11 protein-coding genes are annotated in these 17,014 nt (G+C 64.0%); 4 read left to right on the top strand and 7 right to left on the bottom strand.

The features are described 5' to 3' along the window. A partial coding sequence (locus EG19_RS11660; RefSeq protein WP_038050520.1) for a PstS family phosphate ABC transporter substrate-binding protein occupies positions 1-870 on the bottom strand: 870 nt, incomplete at its 3' end. A 102-nt stretch (positions 871-972) separates the two neighbouring features. Here EG19_RS11660 and EG19_RS11655 point away from each other — a divergent pair. Continuing rightward, positions 973-2,769, top strand: coding sequence for an alkaline phosphatase family protein (locus EG19_RS11655; RefSeq protein WP_038050519.1), 1,797 nt, complete (start codon positions 973-975; stop codon positions 2,767-2,769). Positions 2,770-2,814: 45 nt separating this feature from the next. Here the strand turns inward: EG19_RS11655 and EG19_RS11650 are convergent, their stop codons facing one another. The 4 genes from EG19_RS11650 to EG19_RS11635 are packed head-to-tail and all read right to left on the bottom strand — an operon-like array spanning position 2,815 to position 10,217. Continuing rightward, positions 2,815-5,676 carry a TonB-dependent receptor gene (locus EG19_RS11650; RefSeq protein ID WP_038050518.1) on the bottom strand — a complete coding sequence of 954 codons (2,862 nt, stop codon included), beginning with the start codon at positions 5,674-5,676 and terminating at the stop codon, positions 2,815-2,817. 39 nt (positions 5,677-5,715) lie between these two features. Beyond that, the gene (locus EG19_RS11645; RefSeq protein ID WP_053335279.1) at positions 5,716-6,915 is read right to left on the bottom strand and encodes a glycosyltransferase family 4 protein; all 1,200 of its coding nucleotides are present in this window, start codon (positions 6,913-6,915) and stop codon (positions 5,716-5,718) included. 18 nt (positions 6,916-6,933) lie between these two features. Further along, the gene (locus EG19_RS11640; protein ID WP_038050517.1) at positions 6,934-8,583 is read right to left on the bottom strand and encodes a bifunctional metallophosphatase/5'-nucleotidase; all 1,650 of its coding nucleotides are present in this window, start codon (positions 8,581-8,583) and stop codon (positions 6,934-6,936) included. Continuing rightward, complete coding sequence (locus tag EG19_RS11635) at positions 8,580-10,217, bottom strand: acyl-CoA mutase large subunit family protein (protein ID WP_038050515.1); 1,638 nt, start codon at positions 10,215-10,217, stop codon at positions 8,580-8,582. Before EG19_RS11635 ends, EG19_RS11640 begins: the two co-directional genes overlap by 4 nt. 116 nt (positions 10,218-10,333) lie before the next feature. On the opposite strand from EG19_RS11635, the gene EG19_RS11630 reads away from it, so the two are divergent. Together EG19_RS11630 and EG19_RS11625 are read left to right on the top strand one after the other, a co-directional pair. Then, positions 10,334-11,698, top strand: a complete 1,365-nt coding sequence (locus tag EG19_RS11630) for a DUF4388 domain-containing protein (RefSeq protein WP_161685600.1) — start codon at positions 10,334-10,336, stop codon at positions 11,696-11,698. Positions 11,699-11,707: 9 nt separating this feature from the next. Next, positions 11,708-12,751 (top strand): NAD-dependent epimerase/dehydratase family protein, encoded by a 1,044-nt coding sequence (locus EG19_RS11625; RefSeq protein ID WP_053335278.1) that lies wholly within the window; start codon positions 11,708-11,710, stop codon positions 12,749-12,751. Here the strand turns inward: EG19_RS11625 and rnc are convergent. Continuing rightward, positions 12,743-13,465 carry a ribonuclease III gene (gene rnc / locus EG19_RS11620; protein WP_053335277.1) on the bottom strand — a complete coding sequence of 241 codons (723 nt, stop codon included), beginning with the start codon at positions 13,463-13,465 and terminating at the stop codon, positions 12,743-12,745. The genes EG19_RS11625 and rnc overlap by 9 nt on opposite strands. Positions 13,466-13,485: 20 nt before the next feature. Here rnc and murA point away from each other — a divergent pair, with 20 nt between their 5' ends. Beyond that, entirely contained in the window at positions 13,486-14,757 is a 1,272-nt protein-coding gene (gene murA, locus EG19_RS11615; RefSeq protein WP_038050512.1) for a UDP-N-acetylglucosamine 1-carboxyvinyltransferase, read from the top strand. A gap of 1 nt (position 14,758) precedes the next feature. Here the strand turns inward: murA and EG19_RS12955 are convergent. Then, positions 14,759-17,014: diguanylate cyclase (locus tag EG19_RS12955; protein ID WP_081800155.1), on the bottom strand; the 2,256-nt coding region annotated here is incomplete at its 5' end.

Here is a 17,014-nt window from a genome sequence, read left to right as displayed (position 1 = left end):
GAAGCGCAAGAACTCCTCCACCAGGGGATCCATGGGCTTGCGGGGGTCCTGCACCACGTAAATGTAAAGCGGCCGGGAAAGCGGGTAGGTTTTGTTGAGGGCATCCTCGTAGTTGGGGGCGTGGGCCTTGTCGCCGGGCTTCTTGGCCAGGGCCAGAGCCTTCACTCCAGAGGTGGCGTAGCCGATCCCTGAGTAGCCAATGCCGTAGCGGTCCTCGCTCACCCCCTGCACCACCGAGGCCGAACCCGGTTGTTCCTTCACACTGTCCTTGAAATCCCCGCCGCCAAGAGCGTGGTCCTTAAAGTAGCCATAGGTGCCAGAAGCGGCGTTGCGGCCGTAAAGGGAGATGGGCTTTGTGGCCCACTCTCCCGAAAGCCCCAGCTGCCCCCAGGTGGTGATATCCCGGCCAAACCCCAGCCGCCGGGTCTTGGAGAAAATCGCATCCACCTCCGGCAGGCTCAAGGATTGGAGGGGGTTGTCTTTGTGCACGTAAACCGCCAGCACATCCAGGGCGGTGGTGATCTCGGTGGGCTCGTAGCCGTACTTTGCCACGATGGCATCCACCTCTGAGTCCTTCATCTCCCGGGACATGGGCCCCAGCTGTGCGGTGCCGGCGATGAGCGCCGCCGGCGCCGTGGAGGAGCCCTTGCCCTCCACCTGTACCCGCACCGCCGGATGGTGCCTGCGGAAGGCTTCCGCCCACAGCGTCATGAGGTTGTTCATGGTGTCGGAACCCACGGCGCTCAAGTTTCCGGAAACCGACCGCTTCTTGGCGTACGCCGGGATCGCCGGGTCCACCTTCACGGTTTGCGCGGAAACAGCGGCCGCAAAAGCCAAAGCCGTTAAGGAAAAGGTTAGGTTCTTTTTCATCGCACCCTCCTGGGGCCCGGTGGGCCCCGCGGTTATTTTCCTCACACATGTGAAGACCGCGTGAAGGTCGCCCGTTCCTGGAAATCGGGTACACTGCCAAACATGATCGTTGCCCTTTGTCTCCTGGCGCTTTTTTTAAGTAGCTGTCAAACCCCAGCACCCTCCTCCCCCGGTAAGGGGAAAAAGGCCAGGAGGGTGGTTTTGCTTTCGCTGGACGGCCTGGCTGCCACCCGTCACCGCCAGCTCCTGGAGGCGCAGGCCTACAAGGACCCTGAGGGACTTTCGAGCTTTTCCCGGTATGGCTTTGCACCCCGAGAAGCAGTTCCACCAAACCCCACGCTCACCGCCGTAAGCCACGCCACCATTGCCACCGCCCAGCTGCCTCAGGACCACGGCATCGTGGCCAACCGCTTTCACCTTCCGGTTACCCCGCTGGGGGCCACGGTTTCTGGCTTCGATCACCCCTGGCAAGCGGAAAGCCTTTGGGCGGCGGTGCGAAGGCAAGGGGGCAAGGTGGGCGTGGTGACCTTCCCCGGCTGCGACGGCACCACCCCCGAACGCCGCGCGGACTTCTTCATGGTGTACGTCAACCAGCCGGCTTCCCGCCCGCGCTGGGTGGAGCTCACCGCCGCCGGTCCAGGGGAAACGCTGCAGCTGGAGGTCAGCCTGAACCTCCGGGGCCAGGAGGAAAAGGTGAGCTTTCCCCTGGTGGTGCAATCTCCCGCGGCCGGTGGGGGAGCCCCGCAGCTTTTGGTGGGCGACGGAGCCCAAAAACAAGCGGTTGAGGTGGGGCAGTGGTTTGCCCTTAGGGTGAAAAGGCCGCACCCCGATGGCGGCGAACAAACTATCGGTGCTTGGTGTTTGCTTGTCGAGATCCAGCTCCAGCCCCTGCGGGTGGTGCTTTACCAGGGGGGTTTTTACGCCGTGGAAGCCCAGCCCCGGGCCTTCCGGGAGCTGGTGGAGCGGGAAGCCGGATTTTGGCCAGGGCCTCCCGATGACCGGGCGCTGGAAGCTGGCCTGCGCGGGGAGCGGGGGCTTTCGCTTTCCCAGTACGGAGCGCAGCTTGCGCGTTTCTCCTCGTTTTTCACCGCTGCCACCCTGGCGGCCGTTCGGCACATGGACTTTGACTTGCTGCTCACCTACCAGCCGGTGGTGGACGAGGCCCAGCACGCCTTGCTCTTCACCGACCCCCGCCAACCGGGATTTTCGGAGGGTTTGAGCAAGACCAGTGGCGAGTTTCTGGATTGGACCTACCAGGTGGCGGATCGCGCGGTGGGCCAACTGGCCCGGGCCTTAGACCTGGCCCAAGATGCCCTGGTGGTGGTTTCCGACCACGGCATCCACCCGGTTTGGGCGCAGATCAACCTGCAAGCGCTGCTTGAAAAAGAGGGGCTCTGCGGGCTGAGACGGGAAGGCGAGAGGGAAAGCCTCTCCCCGGATTGCCGCCTGTGGGCTGTCCAGGGGGGCGGGGTGGCCCACCTTTACGCCAACCTGGCCGCCCCAGAACCCACGGGCCTGGCCGCCGGTCCGGCCCGGGAGAAGCTCTTGCTTCTGGCTACCGAAGCCCTGGCGCGCCTGGAAGCCGCCGGTGACAAAGCGCTGGAGGCCGTGGCCCCCAGGGAAAAGGCCCAAACCTGGGGCCTGGCCCACCCCTACAGCGGGGATTTGGTGGTCTTTCCCAAACCGGGCATCGGGCTGGGAGGGCGCCCTGGGGACCCGCTCTTGAGTGCACCCCCTTACGCCGGCATGCACGGCTTTTTGAACCACCACCCCAGCATGGCTGCGGTGTTCTTGGCCCGGGGCGCTGGCGTGCCGCAAAAAGCCCCGGCCCGGGTCCCCTTGACCCAGGTGGCCCCCTTCGTCACCGAGCTTTTGGGGCTTTCGGCCCCTGGGCAATAAAAAACGGGGCCCTTTCGGGCCCCGTTTGGTCACCGCTTCGGTTTCTTACAGCCGGAACTTCAGCCCCACCTGGTACTGCCGCGGGGAGCCGGCAATGTTGGAACGCCCAAAGTTGGGGTTCAAGCTGGCCACGCCCCGGCTGCGGTCGTAGTTGACCATTTGCGTGATGGAGGTGCGGAAGTTGGAGTTGTCAAACAGGTTAAAGGCCTCGCCGATGATTTCCAACTCGTAGCTAGCCCCGAACCGGAAGATCTTGGAAAGACGCAGGTCCACGTTGCGGTAGTAGGGCTGGCGGAAGGAGTTGCGCCCGTAATGCACGCCGTTCCACCATGCCCGGTCACCGGTATAGGTGTCGTTGTTCAGGTCGCGCCCATCGGTGGGGGTGTAGGGGTAACCCGAGCGAACGGTGGCAATGGTGGAAAGCTGAATATCAAAGGGCAGCAGCACCACCGCCGAAAGCACGAACTTGTGCGTGAGGTCGTAATCCCCCGGGCCCCAGTTGTCCATGATGTTCAGCTGGTCGTCCCCGGCCCCGTAGGTCCCCAGAGAAACCGTACGCTCGTTGGAGTTGTTGTCCCGCCACTTGGAGTAAGTGTAGGAGGCGTCAAACATCCAGCGGTCGGCCCAACGCTTGCGGGCCTTGAGCACCACCGCCCAGTAGCGGGATTCGGCGTCGTCGGTGAACTGGCCAATGCGGCCGAAGTCCTGATAGTTCCGCAAAGTGGGGTTGTAGTAGTGGGTGCCAAACTCGGTGTAACCCACCGGCACCAGGTTCAGGTCCAAAAGCCGCTCCAGATGCTTGGTGTACGACCAGATGAACTCACCACCCACCGCGTAGTTGCCGCCCAGCTCCTGCTCAATACCAATGGAAAACCGCTTGGTCTTGGGGTTTTCGTAGCCGGGGGCAAACACGAAGAGGTCCGGGGTGCTCACCGGCAGAGAGCCCAGGCTTGGGAACGTGTTGGGGAAAGTGGGGCAGGGTTGGCTGGAGGTGCAGTTCAACGTCACCCGCACCACGCGGATGCCGTTGGTGAGCATGGCGTTGGCCAAAAGCAGTGTGGGTGTGTTGTCGTAAAAGTAACCAAAGCCACCGCGCACCACGGTCTTGCCTTCGCCAAAGGGATCCCAGGCAAACCCAACCCGCGGCGCCCAGTTGTTCTTGTCGTCGGGGATCTTGCCGGTGTTGGGGAACTTGGGGTTGGTTTCCTCAGGCTTGGGGTTGTCCTGGAAGTCGTAGCGCACACCGGCGGTGATGGTGAGGTGCGGGGAGGGCTTCCACTCGTCCTGAACGTAACCGGAGTAGTAGTTGGTATCGAACTTCACCCGGCCGTCGTAATCGGAAAACGACTGGATGTACTGGCTGGGCTTGTTGTTGAAGAAATCGTTCCAGGAGCGGTAGAAGTAGCGACCCCCTTGGTACCGGAAAAAGTAGTCGTCGTAGCTCACGAGATCCACGTTAAAGCCCGCCTTAATCCCGTGCTTTTCCAAGTAATAGCTGAAGTTGTCGGCAATTTGCGTGCGCTCTTCAATGAGGTTGTTGGGCAAGAAGTTGTTGCGCCCAAAGAACGCATCCGAAGAAATGGCCACCTCAGGAATTGAGGTATTGTTGGCCATCCGCGGCCGCTCTTCCTTGGCGTACTGCAGGATGAGCTCGTTAAAGGCGTTGCCACCCAACACCGCGTTGAGGTTCAACACCGAAGAGTTGAACTTGTTCCTCTCCAAACCGTTGTTGGAGACGCCGGTGGTAATGGAATCCGAGGTGGCGTTCTGGCCTTCGTAGTTGGAGTAGTTGTGCCGGAAGGTGGCCAAAAGGCTGGAGGAAACCTGCCAGTCCACCTTGCCCAGGATCACATCATCGTCGTTGGTCTGGGTAATCGTTCTGAAGCTCTCGTCGGCCAACCGAAGGCCGGTCTTGGCTTCAAAATCCGCTTCTCTCCCCGCCGGGAAGTTGCGGAACTCCAAGGCCAGCGGGCGATCCAAGCGCTGGCCATCGTAGGACAAGAAGTAATGCAGCTTGTCCTTGATGAAAGGTCCACCCACCGAAAGACCAAACTGATGCTGCTCAAAGGCCCGCTTTTGCGGAGCCACGGTGGCTGCCGGTGGTTTCTTGAAATCCTCCATCATGGACTCGTCGCGGAAGTAGTACCAGCCTTCCAGCTTGAAGTCGTTGGTCCCGGACTTGGTGATGGCGTTGATGATGCCGCCGGACGCGTTGCCAAACTGAACGTTGTAAGAAGAAGGAATAACCTGGAACTCCTTGATGGCCCCCTGGGAAAAGGTAAAGGCCGGCCGCGTGCCGCCCCGCTCCTCACCGAAAAAGGTGGACTGGGCGTTGGCACCATCAATGTTGAAGTTGTTTTGGATACCCCGCATGCCGCCAATGTGGGCGCGACCGAGGTCATCCACCGTGGACTGGGGGGTAAGGGCAATGAAGTCCAGGAAATCCCGGCCGTTCAGGGGAAGGTTGGCAATTTGAATCTCACCGACAGCGTTGGCCACATCGGGGCGGGTGGTCTCCACCAACGGTGCGGCGGCGGTGACGGTGACTTCTTCCGCCAGGGTCCCCACGTTAAGGGTGAACTCCACCCGCACCGAGGTACCCAGGGAAACGGCAATGCCCTGCTTGACCTCCGGCCGGAAACCGGAAAGCTCGGCCCGGATCTCGTAGGTGCCTACCGGCACAAACTCAAACCGGAACGCACCCTGGGCGTTGGTGACAGTCCGCCGCACCAACCCGGTGTCCACGTTCCGCAGCTCCACGGTGGCCCCGGGGAGCACCCCACCCTCGGCATCCTTCACGGTTCCCAGCACCTCACCGGTGGTGATGTTGGACTGGGCCCACATAGGGGACGCCAAAAGGGCGAGGGTCATAACCAGAAGCGTCACAAAAACCTTTCGTCCTCTCATACCCTCCTCCTTTTGGGATGAAGCTGCCCGTTCACGGTGTCATTCTAATGCCGGTCCGTTTCCTCTGCCAAGAGGACCCCGTGAAATCTCGGTGAAGATCGGTAAAAGGCTTTGGACCACCGCCTGTGGCGAAAAGCGGTCAAGCACTGCACGTTGCCCAAGCGGCGTCGCAAAACGCCCTTCCAGCACCTGCAGCAACCCGGAAGCCAGGGCCTGGGGATCCCCGGCCGGCACCAAGACGCCCATGCCGGTGAGACGCACCGGTTCCCGTACCCCCGGCAAATCGCTGGCCACCACCGGGGTACCGCAGAGCATGGCCTCCACCTGCACCATGCCAAAGGCTTCGGTGGAGTTGAGGCTGGGAAGCACCAAAACCGAACAGCACCGGTAAAAGGCCGCGAGTTCCTCATTGGAAAGCACACCGGCAAAAAGCCACCGCCGGCCCAGGGGGCGCACCAGCCGCTCCACCTCCTTGAGGTAGCCCCTCTCCCCGGGCACCTCTTGCCGGGGGCCCACGCACACCACCCGCACTTCGGGAAGCACCGCCCAAACCTGCGGCATGGCTTGGGCCAGGATGTGCAGTCCCTTTTCCCGGGAAACCCTGCCCACAAACCCCACCACCGGCTCCCCGGGTTTGAGGCCCCACCTTTCACGGAGGGTACTTACCACTGGCGGCGAACCTTCCAGCTGGGGAATAGGCGGAGGGATCACCCTCACCCGCTGCCGCAGCTGCAGCAAAAGAGGCGAAGAGGAAACGTAGTCCTCGCTTAGGGCCACCACCGCGTAGGCAGCTTGCAGGCAGCGGCGGTGGGAAGCGGCCAGCAGCGCTTCCACAAGCCGGTTCCCGCAACCCTTCCCCAGGCGCACGTCGCAGAGGTACGAAACCACCAGCGGCTTGCGGGCTTTTTTAGCGAGCCACGCCAGGGGCGCAGCCTCGGCCTGGGGAAGCACCAGCCAAACCACATCGGCGTTTTGCACCTCCAGCCAGAAACGGCGAAAAAGCCCCGGCATGAAAACACCCTTCCCCACCTTCATCCAAACCGGCACCCGCACGATGCGCACCCCCTCGCGAACTTCCGTGAAGGGCACGTCCGGAAGAAAGCGGGAGGTCAGCACCACCACCTCCTGGCCTGTGGCCGAAAGGGCTTCCGCGAGGCGTTGCAGGTACACGGTGAGGCCCGAAAGGTAGGGCCGGTAGTAGCTCGCCACCGCCAAAATCCGCAGCGGCTGAGATGCCATTCCGATACCCGCCGCTCCTTACCGCCGGGCCTGGGGCGCCAGAATCAGCCGGGGGGCAAAAAACCAGTTTTCGCTGGCCTCGGGCTGCAGGGTGCCCACCTTGGCGAAGTAGGCCACCAGGAGATCCACCACCTGCTTGTCCACCATCTTCACCCGGGGTGCTTGGCGCAGGAAGGGGTAATCCCCCCCGCCGGCGGCGCGGTAGGAGTTCACCACCAAGCTGAAGGTGTCGTTGGGCTGCACGGGCTTGCCACCCACCTTCAGCCCGCGCACCCTGGCCCCCACCGGTGCGGTGGGGTCCACCAGGTAGCTGGCCCCTTCCAGGGTGTCGTAGTTGTACGTGGGAAGCCCCTCCTCCCGCACCAGCTGCAGCGGCCCATCCCCCCCGCAACGCACCCCCTGCCACCCGCGAACCGCGTGCTCCAGGATGGCCCTGAGCTGCTCCCCGCTCACCTGCACCACCACCAGCGAGTTGGGGTACACGTAGAGGGCGTGGGCCAAACGGGGGGTGAGCGGACCGGGGGGAAACTCCAACTGGGAGCTGGCCACCGGTGCCGCCAGGGAAAGCTGGGCCCCCGTGGCCCAAAGCTGCACCTGATGGATGAGGTCGAGCCCCGGGTCGTCCTCCACCGGCACACCACCCACCCGCAAAGGTACGGCGAGCCTCCCCAGGGGCCTGTCCAGCTCGGCCTTCACCTGCCGGGCCAACGGCTCCAGGGCCGCCAGCACCTGGGGATCGGGGGACATCTCCCCCGTGGGCACGTTTTGACCCTGAATCGCGACGACCCGGTACGCGCCGTGCTCCTTTCGGAGCTGGACCTCAAAGTACGTCACCAGCTCGGCCCAGCGCCCGGGCTGAGCCACCCACGTTTGGCCCAACTTTCGAGGGGGGATGTTGCGGTGGGTGTGGCCGGTGAGCAGGATGTCCACGCCGGGAAGCTGGGCCAGGCGCCAGGCGAAGTTTTCCTCATCCGAGCCGTTGGGCTCCCCGCTTTGCAAATCGCGCTCAAATCCCGTGTGGGCCACCACGATGAGAAGGTCCACCTGGGGCCTGAGCTTGCGGATGGCTTCCTCAGCCGCGGCCAGCGGATCCAGGAACGCCAACGGCTGCCAGTGTTCGGGCGGGTCCCAGTAGGGCACATGCGGGTTCGTAACACCCACCACACCCACCCGCACCGGCCCCCGCTGGAGGATGATCCAAGGCTGCACGGGAAGCTCTGCCTCCTTTGCTTGGCCCAAATTGGCAGCCAACCACGGGAAACGGCTTTGGTTCAGGGCCCGCCGCAGGGGTGCAAGCCCGTAGTTGAACTCGTGGTTTCCCAACACCGCCGCGTCGTAGCCCACCAGGTTCATGGCGGTCACCGTGGGGTCGCTGCCGTTGCCCAGCTGACCGGTGAGCACGTAGTGGCTCAGAGGCGTTCCCTGGATGGCATCCCCGCCGTCCAAAACCACAGTCATGGGGTTTTTCTCCCGCAGCTCGCGCACGAAGGTGGCTACCTGGGCCAGAGAACCCCGCGCCGGCCTCTGGCGAACCTCATCGTAAGGCAGCACATGGGCGTGAACGTCAGAGGTAAACACCACGGCCAACGTAACTTCCTTTTGGGCAGCGGTAGCTCCCAAAGCCACCAGCAAGGCCAAGCACGTAGTGACGAACGATTTAAAGCTCAAGACCAACCTCCTTCCCTGTGCTCACCGAAAACCGCCGCCAGGGTTCCGGCAATTTCCCCCACGGTGGCGTAGGCTTCCACTGCGGCGAGAATTGGCGGCATGAGGTTTTCGCCGGTTTTTGCGGCGTTTTCTAGGGCCTCCAAAGTCCGCTTGACCTCTGCTTCGTTCCGGCGGGCCTTCACCGCCCGCAGCCGCTCCACCTGCGCCCTTTGCACCTCGTCGTTGACGCGAAACACCGGCGGCGACTTGCTCTCGCCTTCCTGGAAGCGGTTGACCCCCACCACCACCTGGGAGCCTTCCTCAATTTCCCTCTGGGCACGGTAGGCCGCATCCTGGATTTCCCGCTGCACAAAGCCCCTCTCGATGGCCGCCAAAGCCCCACCCATGGCCTCGATGCGGCCAATGTACTCGGAAGCTTGCGCCTCAATGCGGTCGGTCCAGGCTTCGATGACGTAAGCCCCACCCAGCGGGTCCACCACATCGGCAAGCCCCGACTCGTAGGCGATGATTTGCTGGGTGCGCAAGGCAAGGAGCGCCGATTCCTCGCTGGGGAGCGCCAAAGCTTCGTCTTTGGCGTTGGTGTGCAAAGACTGAGTGCCCCCACACACCGCCGCCATGGCTTGAATGGTGACCCGCACCACGTTGTTGTCGGGCTGCTGGGCGGTGAGGGTGGAGCCGGCAGTTTGGGTGTGGAAACGCAAGAGCCAGGACCGGGGATCCCGGGCACCGAACTCCTCCTTCATGGTTTTTGCCCACAGCCGGCGGGCCGCCCGGAACTTGGCCACTTCCTCCAGGAAGTTGTTGTGGGCGGCAAAGAAAAACGAAAGCCGGGGCGCAAAGTCGTCCACCGCCAGCCCCGCCGCCAGAGCTTGCCGCACGTACTCCCGGGCGTTGGCCAGGGTAAAGGCCACCTCCTGCACCGCCGTGGCTCCCGCCTCCCGGATGTGGTAGCCGGAAATGGAAATGGTGTTCCACTTGGGAACCTGGGCGTGGCAAAAGGCCATGAGGTCGGTGACCAGGCGCAAGGAGGGACGGGGCGGGAAGCGGTAGGTGCCGCGGGCAATGTACTCCTTGAGGATGTCGTTTTGCACGGTGCCGGAAAGCTTCTCCCAGCTCACCCCTTGCTTTTTGGCCACCGCCAACACCATGGCCAGCAGGATGGAAGCGGTGGCGTTAATGGTCATGGAAAGGGAAACCCGGTCCAGGGGAATGCCCTCGAGGAGCGTTTCCATGTCGGCCAACGTGTCAATGGCCACCCCCACCCTCCCCACCTCTCCCAAGGCCAGCGGATGGTCGGAGTCAAAGCCAATTTGGGTGGGCAAATCGAAAGCCACCGACAGCCCGGTTTGCCCCTGGGAAAGCAAAAAGCGGTAGCGCCGGTTGGACTCTTCGGCGGTGGCAAAGCCCGCGTACTGTCGCATGGTCCACAGCTTCCCCCGGTAGCCGGCGGGGTAAATGCCGCGGGTAAAGGGGTATTCCCCGGGAAGGCCCAGCTTTTCTTCGTAGCTCCCGGTTACGCTCCAGGGCCCGTAGGTAAGCTCCACCGGCAAACCCGAGGGCGTGTGCACCTGCTCCCGGTACGTCACGTCGCCAGACAGGCGGGAAAGCCAACGTCGGTAAGCATCTTCGTCCATGGACAGGCCCTCCGCCGCCAGTATACCGGCTGAGGAGCTCGCTTCCGGCCTTGGCAAGCGCGGGGGGTTGCGCAAAACCGCTTCACGCCGGGCCATCTTGTGGCATACTTATGGCGATGCTGGCACTTTCCGGCACCCTTGACCCCTTGCACCTCAACGACCTTTTGGAATGGCTGCACATGACCCGGGCCACGGGGCGGCTTTTCTTAAGCACTGGTGCAGTCACCCGAACCTTTGACCTGTCGGGCGGGAAGGTGATCTTCGCCTCCTCCTCCCGGGCTGCCGAGCGCCTGGCCTCCTGGCTTTTGCGCAAACGGGTGGCAAGCCGCCAGGCGCTGCTCAAATCCCTGGCCATTTCCCAAATCCAAGGTGAGCCCTTTACCACCGTGGTGCTCCGCGACGGCTACCTCACCCGGGAGGACCTGGTGAGCGCCGGCACCGCCCTGGCGGTGGCCTTGGTGAGCCGCATCCTCAAGGAGCAGCGGGTGCTGTTCCGCTTTGACCCCAGCTATCCAGTCCGCAGGGGAGAGCCGGTGAACCTGGAGCTGGCCTGCTCTCAGCTCATCATGGAAGCGGCGGTGAGCGCTGACAGCCGCCCCCCCACCGATCACGGGGAGACCGTCCCCATGGCCAGTCTGGAGCCGCCCTCGCTGGAGGCGCTCTTTTGGGAGGTTATGGCGGGCTTGAGCGGTATCACCGTGGATCCCAGCGAGGTGGCCGCCAGCCACCAGACCTTGCTACGGGTGGGCGACCTTTTAGCCCGCTGGGTATCGCAGGGGCCACCGCTTCTCCCGCTGCCCCCGCGGGAAGCCGCGGTGGTGAGCGAAAAGCTAGAGCGCGGCGAGGTCCCCAGGCCCGAGGAGGCCCCTACCCTGGCCTGGGACTTTTTGGCCCTGGTGAACGGCTTGGACGCCCCCGGCTCCTCCCGGGCGGGAAGCCTCCATGAGGCGTGGATGATGGCCGCCGGGGACGCCCAGGATTTGGCCCGGCTGCTTTTGGAAAACTCCCGCTGGCGGCGAGACAGGGAGGAACCCCTGGACGAGACCATCCAGCGCATGGCAGCAGCTAGAGCCGCCGCCGCTCGCGCCTTGGCCCCCACCCTTGGCCTCGCCGAGGAAACCGCCGCCACCGCCACGGTCCTGCCGCTGGTGCTCTTGACCCTGGTGCTCACCGCCTTCAGCCCCGCCGATGCCACCGCCACCAGCTTGCAGGGAGCCCTGGTCCGCCGTTTGCTGCCGCTGGTGGGCAAAACTGCGGGCACCGCCTCGGGTCTCCCCGAGGTGCTGTTAGCCGCTCTTACCGGCGAGCCCTCTTCCCACCCGGGGGCACAAGTGGCGGAGCTGGCCACGCTGGCCGCCGGCGAGCAAACGGTGGGCGAGCCGTCCACGGCCTTTGACGACAACCCGGCGGTGGCTGGCGCCTTTGCCAGTGCCAGAGAAGCCGCCCAAAAAGCCCTTGCCGCAAAATCGGCGGGCAGGTAGGTTGACGCTATGCACGTACTGGTCATTGGTGGCAGCCGCTTCATAGGCCGGGCCGTGGTGCAGAGGCTTTTGGTGGAAGGGCACCGGGTGACGGTGCTCAACCGCGGCAAGAGCCCAGACCCGTTTGGGACCCGGGTTTCCCGGGTGGTTGGCGATCGTTCGGACCCTGAAACCCTCAAGCGGGCGGTGAGCCGCCGGGACTTTGACGCGGTGGTAGATATGGTGGCCTTCCGGGAAGAGGACACCAAAGCCGCCATCGAAGCGTTTTCCGGCCGTATCGGGCACTTCCTGCACATCTCCACCGCCGCCGTGTACTTAATCCGCGACGGCATTTACTGCCCCTTCCGCGAGGAGGATTTTGCCGGCCGCCTGCAGCCAAAGACCGAAGCCACCGCGTCCACCTGGCTTTACGCCTACCACAAGCGGCGCTGCGAGGTGGCGTTGCAGCACGCCTGGGAAAACCAGCAGTTTCCCTTTACTTCGTTGCGGCTTCCGGTGGTGGTGGGACCGGGGGATTACACCGCCCGCACCCAGGCGTACTTCGAGCGGCTTCTGGACGGGGGCCCCATCATCCTCCCCGATGGAGGGCTCAACTCCTGGGGCTTCCTGTGGGTGCACGACGTCGCTGAAGTGGTGGTTTCTAACCTGGCCAACGCCAACGCCTTTGGCAACGCCTACAACTTGGCCCAGCGCGAGGTGGTGAACCTGCGGCAGTTCGTGGAGCTTTCGGCGGCGTTTTTGGATCGGCGTCCCGCGTTGGTTTCGGTACCCACCGAGTGGCTCAAGGCGGTGCAGCTGGGAACCACCTTTTCCCCTTACAGCCACGACCACGACATCGTCCTGGATATCTCCGCAGCGCAGAGGGACCTCCTCTTCAAGCCCACACCGTTTACCACCTGGTGCGAGCAGCTTACCCAGCACTTCCGCAGCTCCTGGGATGGAAGCCCATCCAAGCTGTACAGCACCCGGCCGCTGGAGCTCAAGCTCGTGGAGGAGTTTGCCCGCCTGCGCCTTCCCAGCTTGAACCCTTCGGTTTCCGTGGTGTCAGCCTGAACCTTCCCCGCTAAGGCTTTGCAGCGCCACCCTTGCCGCTTCCCGCTGGGCGAGCTTCTTCGACGATCCCTCCCCCCGACCCCGCACCTCACCCCCCACCTCCACCTCGTACACGTACAAACGCTGGTGTTCCGGGCCCCGTACCTCCACCTGCCGGTACAGTGGCAGCTCCCACCCCTTCCGCTGACAGAGCTCCTGCAACGCCGACTTTGGCTCCAAGCTCAAAAGCTCGGAGCGGGAAAGGCCAGCCAGGGCAGGGCTTAACAGCCGGCGAACGAAGGCAGCAAACCGCCGGTAGCCCAGCTCCAGCACCAAAGCCCCCAAAACCGCTTCCAGGGCATCGGCCAAGAGCGCTTCCCCCGGCTCCACCCCTTCCGCCACCTCCAACGCCTCCGCAAGCCCCAGCTCGGAAGCCAAAGCCGCTAAGGTTTCCCCTTTCACCAGCGCCGCCCGCGCCCGGGTTAGCTCCCCCTCCCGGGCCCGCGGCCAAGCGAAAAACAGAAGCTCGGCCACCGCATGGGAAAGCGCGGCATCGCCCAGGAACTCCAGCCGCTCGTTGCTGGCAAGCCCCTTGGGCACCGCCACCGAGCGGTGGCGGAGGGCTTCGGCTAAAAGCTCGGGGCGGCGGAAGCGATGCCCCAGCTTTTCCTCAACGCGCCGCAGCACCTCTTCGCGGCTTACGGTCTCGCCTTCCTGCTTGACGTTCCTGGCCATCGGCTCCAAACTCCCTCCCCGTGGAGAAGTTTCGCATCTTTGGCGGCTACCGTCTTTCCGGCACGGTCACGGTCTCAGGGGCTAAGAACGCAGCGCTCCCGTGCCTTGCCGCCACCCTCCTCACCCGTGAGCCGGTGAGGCTTTCCGGCTTGCCCAGGGTACGGGACATCCTCACCATGGAAAAGGTCCTGCGCACCCTGGGGGAACACTGCCAGCACGACAACGGGACCACCACCGTGGTGATGGGGCAGGCCACCGCCACCCACGCCCCTTACGAGCTGGTGCGCACCATGCGGGCTTCGGTGTTGGTCCTGGGCCCGCTTCTGGCGTCCCGCCGGCAAGCGAGGGTTGCCCTCCCCGGCGGCTGCGCCATTGGCGCCCGTCCCATTGACTTTCACCTCTCGGCTCTGGCGCGGCTCGGCGCCGACATCCGCGTGGAGCACGGGGACGTGGTGGCGGAAGCCCCCCGCGGGCTTTTTGGTGCGGAAATTGCCTTCCCGCGGGTGACGGTTACGGGCACCGAGAACCTGCTCATGGCGGCCACCCTGGCCCGCGGGCGCACCGTGCTTTCCGGTTGTGCCCGGGAACCGGAGGTGGTGGACCTGGCCGCCATGCTCACCCTCATGGGCGCCCGCATTTCCGGAGCCGGCACCGACGTCATTGAGGTGGAAGGGGTGGACCAACTCACCGGCTGCAGCCACACGGTGATCCCCGACCGCATCGAAGCCGGGACCTACCTGTTGGCCGCCCTCATGGTCGGGGACGGCGTGCGCATTGAAGGGTGTGTGCCGGAGCACCTCTCGGCGGTTCTGGAGGTTCTGGGATCCGCCGGGGCCCAGGTGGAGGTGCAGCCCCAAGCCCTGGTGGTTCCCCGGCAACAAACGCCGCTTCGGGCTTTTACCGTGAGCACCCAGGAGTACCCCGGCTTCCCCACCGACCTGCAAGCGCAAGCCATGGCCTTGGCCACCCAAGCCGAGGGGCGTTCGGAAATCGTGGAGAACATCTTCGAGAACCGCTTCCAGCATGTCCTGGAGCTCAAAAGGCTGGGCGCCGACATAAGCGTGGAGGGGCGCAAAGCCGTGGTTCGTGGTCCCACCAAGCTGCAGGGCACCACGGTCATGGCCTCCGACCTGCGGGCCTCGGCGGCCTTGGTTTTGGCCGGGCTGGCCGCCGAAGGGGAAACCGTGGTGGACCGCATTTACCACCTGGATCGCGGGTACGAGACCATGGAGGTCAAGCTCTCCCAGCTGGGCGCACGCATCGAGCGCTTCAACCCCGGCCCGTTTCTGTGAGTTAAGGCTTAACGCAGTTCCGCCCCGCAGCCTTGGCCTCCAAAAGCCGGCTGTCAGCACGCATTACCAGCTCCCAGGGGCTCGCCGGCGGATTTGCATTTCCAGGATCGTAACCGGCTACACCCAGCGATATCGTGACCCGCACCACCTCGCCGGTTTCCAGCCGCACACCTCCCGCCTCTTCCACCCGCTGGCGAAGCTTTTCCGCCACCACCCGGGCACCGGCTTCGTCGGTTTCGGGGAACACCAGCAGGAACTCCTCTCCCCCGTAGCGACCTACGATATCCGACAAGCGCACCTCACGGCTGAGCACCCAGGCCGTTCGCTTGAGCACCGCATCCCCCACCAAATGGCCGTAGCGGTCGTTCACCGGCTTAAAAAAGTCCACATCGGCCATGGCCACCGCCAGCGGCCGGCCGTAGCGCACCGCCCGCTGCCATTCCCGATCCAGCTGCTCCAAAACCGCCTCTCGGCGCAGGAGGCCGGTCAGGCTGTCTACGGTGGCCGCCTCAAAAAGCCGCGCGTTTTCCAACACCACCGCCACGTGGTGGGCCAAAAGCGTCAAAAGCTCCAGCTCCTCGGCCACCCAGCTGTCGCCCTTCCCACCTAAAAGCAGAAGACCCACCAGCTGGCGGGGCCCGGTGATGGGAACCACAAGGTCGGCGCCAAAAAGCGCCAGCCTCTGGGCCATGGCCGCGCTCACCGGTTTGAGCTCGGCAGCGGTGGTGGGGGTCCCGGCTTGCGCCACCGCCTGCACGGCGGGGTCCTCCCGCGACAAAAGGAACGCTGAGTCGAAATCGGCGGCAAGGTTTACAGCGGTGGAAGCAGTGGTCACCAGGAGCTGGTTGGCGCTATCCACCAAAAGCAGCGTCACCCGCGGGCAAGCAAAAACATCCCGGACTTGCTCCACCAAATACGCACTCATGGGCTGGATCTTGCCGTAGCTGGAAAGCTCCGCAGCTAACTGCACCAGCTGCTGCCTCTGGGCGTAACGCTCGGGGAAGAAACGCTGATCAATGACCTCTTGCAGATAGTTGCGGAGCGGCGAAAACAACAACCCCAAAAGCAGCGTGGCCCCGGACACCAGGAAAACCGAAGCTCCGCCTCCAATCCACTCCGCCAAAAGCGCACTACCGGCACCCACCAAGGCGTAAAACACCAGCACAAGGCTGCCGGTGACTGCGGTGTAAAGCAAGAACCGGCGCACCAAAAACTCGAAGTTCAGGAACTGGTAGCGGTAAATGGCCACAAACACCGCCACCGGAAATGCCAAAAGGCAAAGGGACTGGAGGTAGTCGCTCCAGGTGGGGAGGCTCCCACCGAAGAGCTGGTAGGTGCTGGAGATCAGCACGTAAAGAGCCCAAGGGGCGGTTCCCACCAGCACCAAAAGCGCCTGCTGCCGGCCCAGCGGCGAAACCGCCCGGTGCGCTTGCTTCCAGAGCAGGACAACCACCAACAGGGCCCAGCCGGGCAAAACCACAAAGTTCAGGAGAACGTTGGCCAACGAGGGCGGAAGACTCAGAAAACCAGGCGCCAGCTCGGGCACCAGGTACGCTGCCGCCAACACCATCCCCGCGCCCAAACCCAAAGCGGTAAGCCCACGTTCCAGCCACGGCTTTTCCACAAGCCAGCGGGCCCGTTGGGGGATCAGCGAAACCAACCGCAGCTCCAGGGCCATCTGCCAACCGGTGAGAAGGAAAAACGCCACATTGCGGCAACGGTCCAGCCAGGAAGGCCCAAAGGGAAAAACCGGCAGGGAAAACTCCCAGGCCACCGCCACCGCGAAGAGCACCAAAAGCCTGCGGCGGGGGTCTTCCGCCGGAGCGAAAAGGACCACCAGCGCCACCAAAAAGTAGGCCAAGGCGCTGAGGGCGTTAAGCCCTAACGACACCCAATCGGGGCTCACCCCGGGTTTCACCGAAAGGGAAAGCTCTTTCCCCTCGCGGAGAACCAGGAAAGCGGCTTCTTGCCCCCGGCGAAAACGACGCGCCTGGCCATCGTAGTCTTGGACGCTGGCAATGGGTGTGTTGTTGACCCGCAGGATCACGTCCCCCGGCTGCAAGCCAGCCCGCGCTGCCGGCGCCTCCGGGGACACATCCGCCACCAGCAGATGCCCATCCTTGAGGTCGGCTACAAAGCCCAGCCGCCGATCGGCCGCCGCAAGGTGCTCCCGCAGTTGCCAGCCAAAGAGCAAGAAAACGGCAAGGCCAAAAGCTGCCGCCTGCAAACCCCGGGGCCACCGCCAAAAGCTCAAGCT

It is taken from the genome of Thermoanaerobaculum aquaticum (assembly GCF_000687145.1).
Classification (GTDB): Bacteria; Acidobacteriota; Thermoanaerobaculia; order Thermoanaerobaculales; family Thermoanaerobaculaceae; genus Thermoanaerobaculum; species Thermoanaerobaculum aquaticum.
Note: the sequence above shows the minus strand (reverse complement) of the source record. Positions and strands in the feature narration are given on the sequence as shown.